The organism is Alcanivorax sp. HI0044, from assembly GCF_001634945.1.
Genome location: NZ_LWEZ01000937.1, coordinates 1 through 676, shown reverse-complemented (window position 1 = coordinate 676; position 676 = coordinate 1). Strand labels below are relative to the sequence as shown.

Here is a 676-nt window from a genome sequence, read left to right as displayed (position 1 = left end):
CTAGATAGCAGAGAAAAGATCTTGTCGTCGATGAAAGACCTGCCAGCGGCCCCAGGAATTTTGCTTCCATCGCTTCTAGGGCCACTGGCAGGTCTTTCATCGACGACAAGATCTTTTCTCTGCTATCTAGATAGAGGCCATGGAGCTCTCGGAGCATAAAGAGATCTTCTTCCCTGCGAATGTCGGCAACGTACTGTTCATGCTGCGCGACTTTGCTGATGACCTCCCCGTAGGTGAGGCCATGAAGTGACTCAATGTCATTTTGAGCAAAATTGATACCAGGCTCTTCAGGATCCTGCGGGAGTTCATACTGTTCTGTATAGAACTGGTACTGGCGTTTGAACTGCTCCTCTTCTTTACCATCCAAAGTCTCTAAAATCCCGTTGTACGAGACCCGGATCATGTTGTCATTCGAAGCATCAAATGTTTCACCGCAGCCGGTCATGAATGCTGCGAATAATAGAGTGATGATCAGTTTGTTAATCATTGTTCAATACCTTGCGTGTCAGAGTTCGTGTTAGATCATTGGCAATGGAGTTCGAGGCTGCTGTCGTGGGTTCCGGTAAATGCATGACGGAGATCTCTGTTTTCGTATGCATAACCGACCGAGAGTCTCATCTGCCGGTCGCCATAGGTGCTTTCATGGTGTTTTTCATCTGTTGGCTTTTTAAGCCCG

1 protein-coding gene is annotated in these 676 nt (G+C 47.6%); it reads right to left on the bottom strand.

Annotated elements, in window-relative coordinates; genetic code table 11:
• Window positions 1-487 (bottom strand): DUF6694 family lipoprotein (locus A3730_RS11000; protein ID WP_156501152.1); only part of this gene is annotated, 487 nt, incomplete at its 3' end.
• Window positions 488-676: the final 189 nt, after the last annotated feature.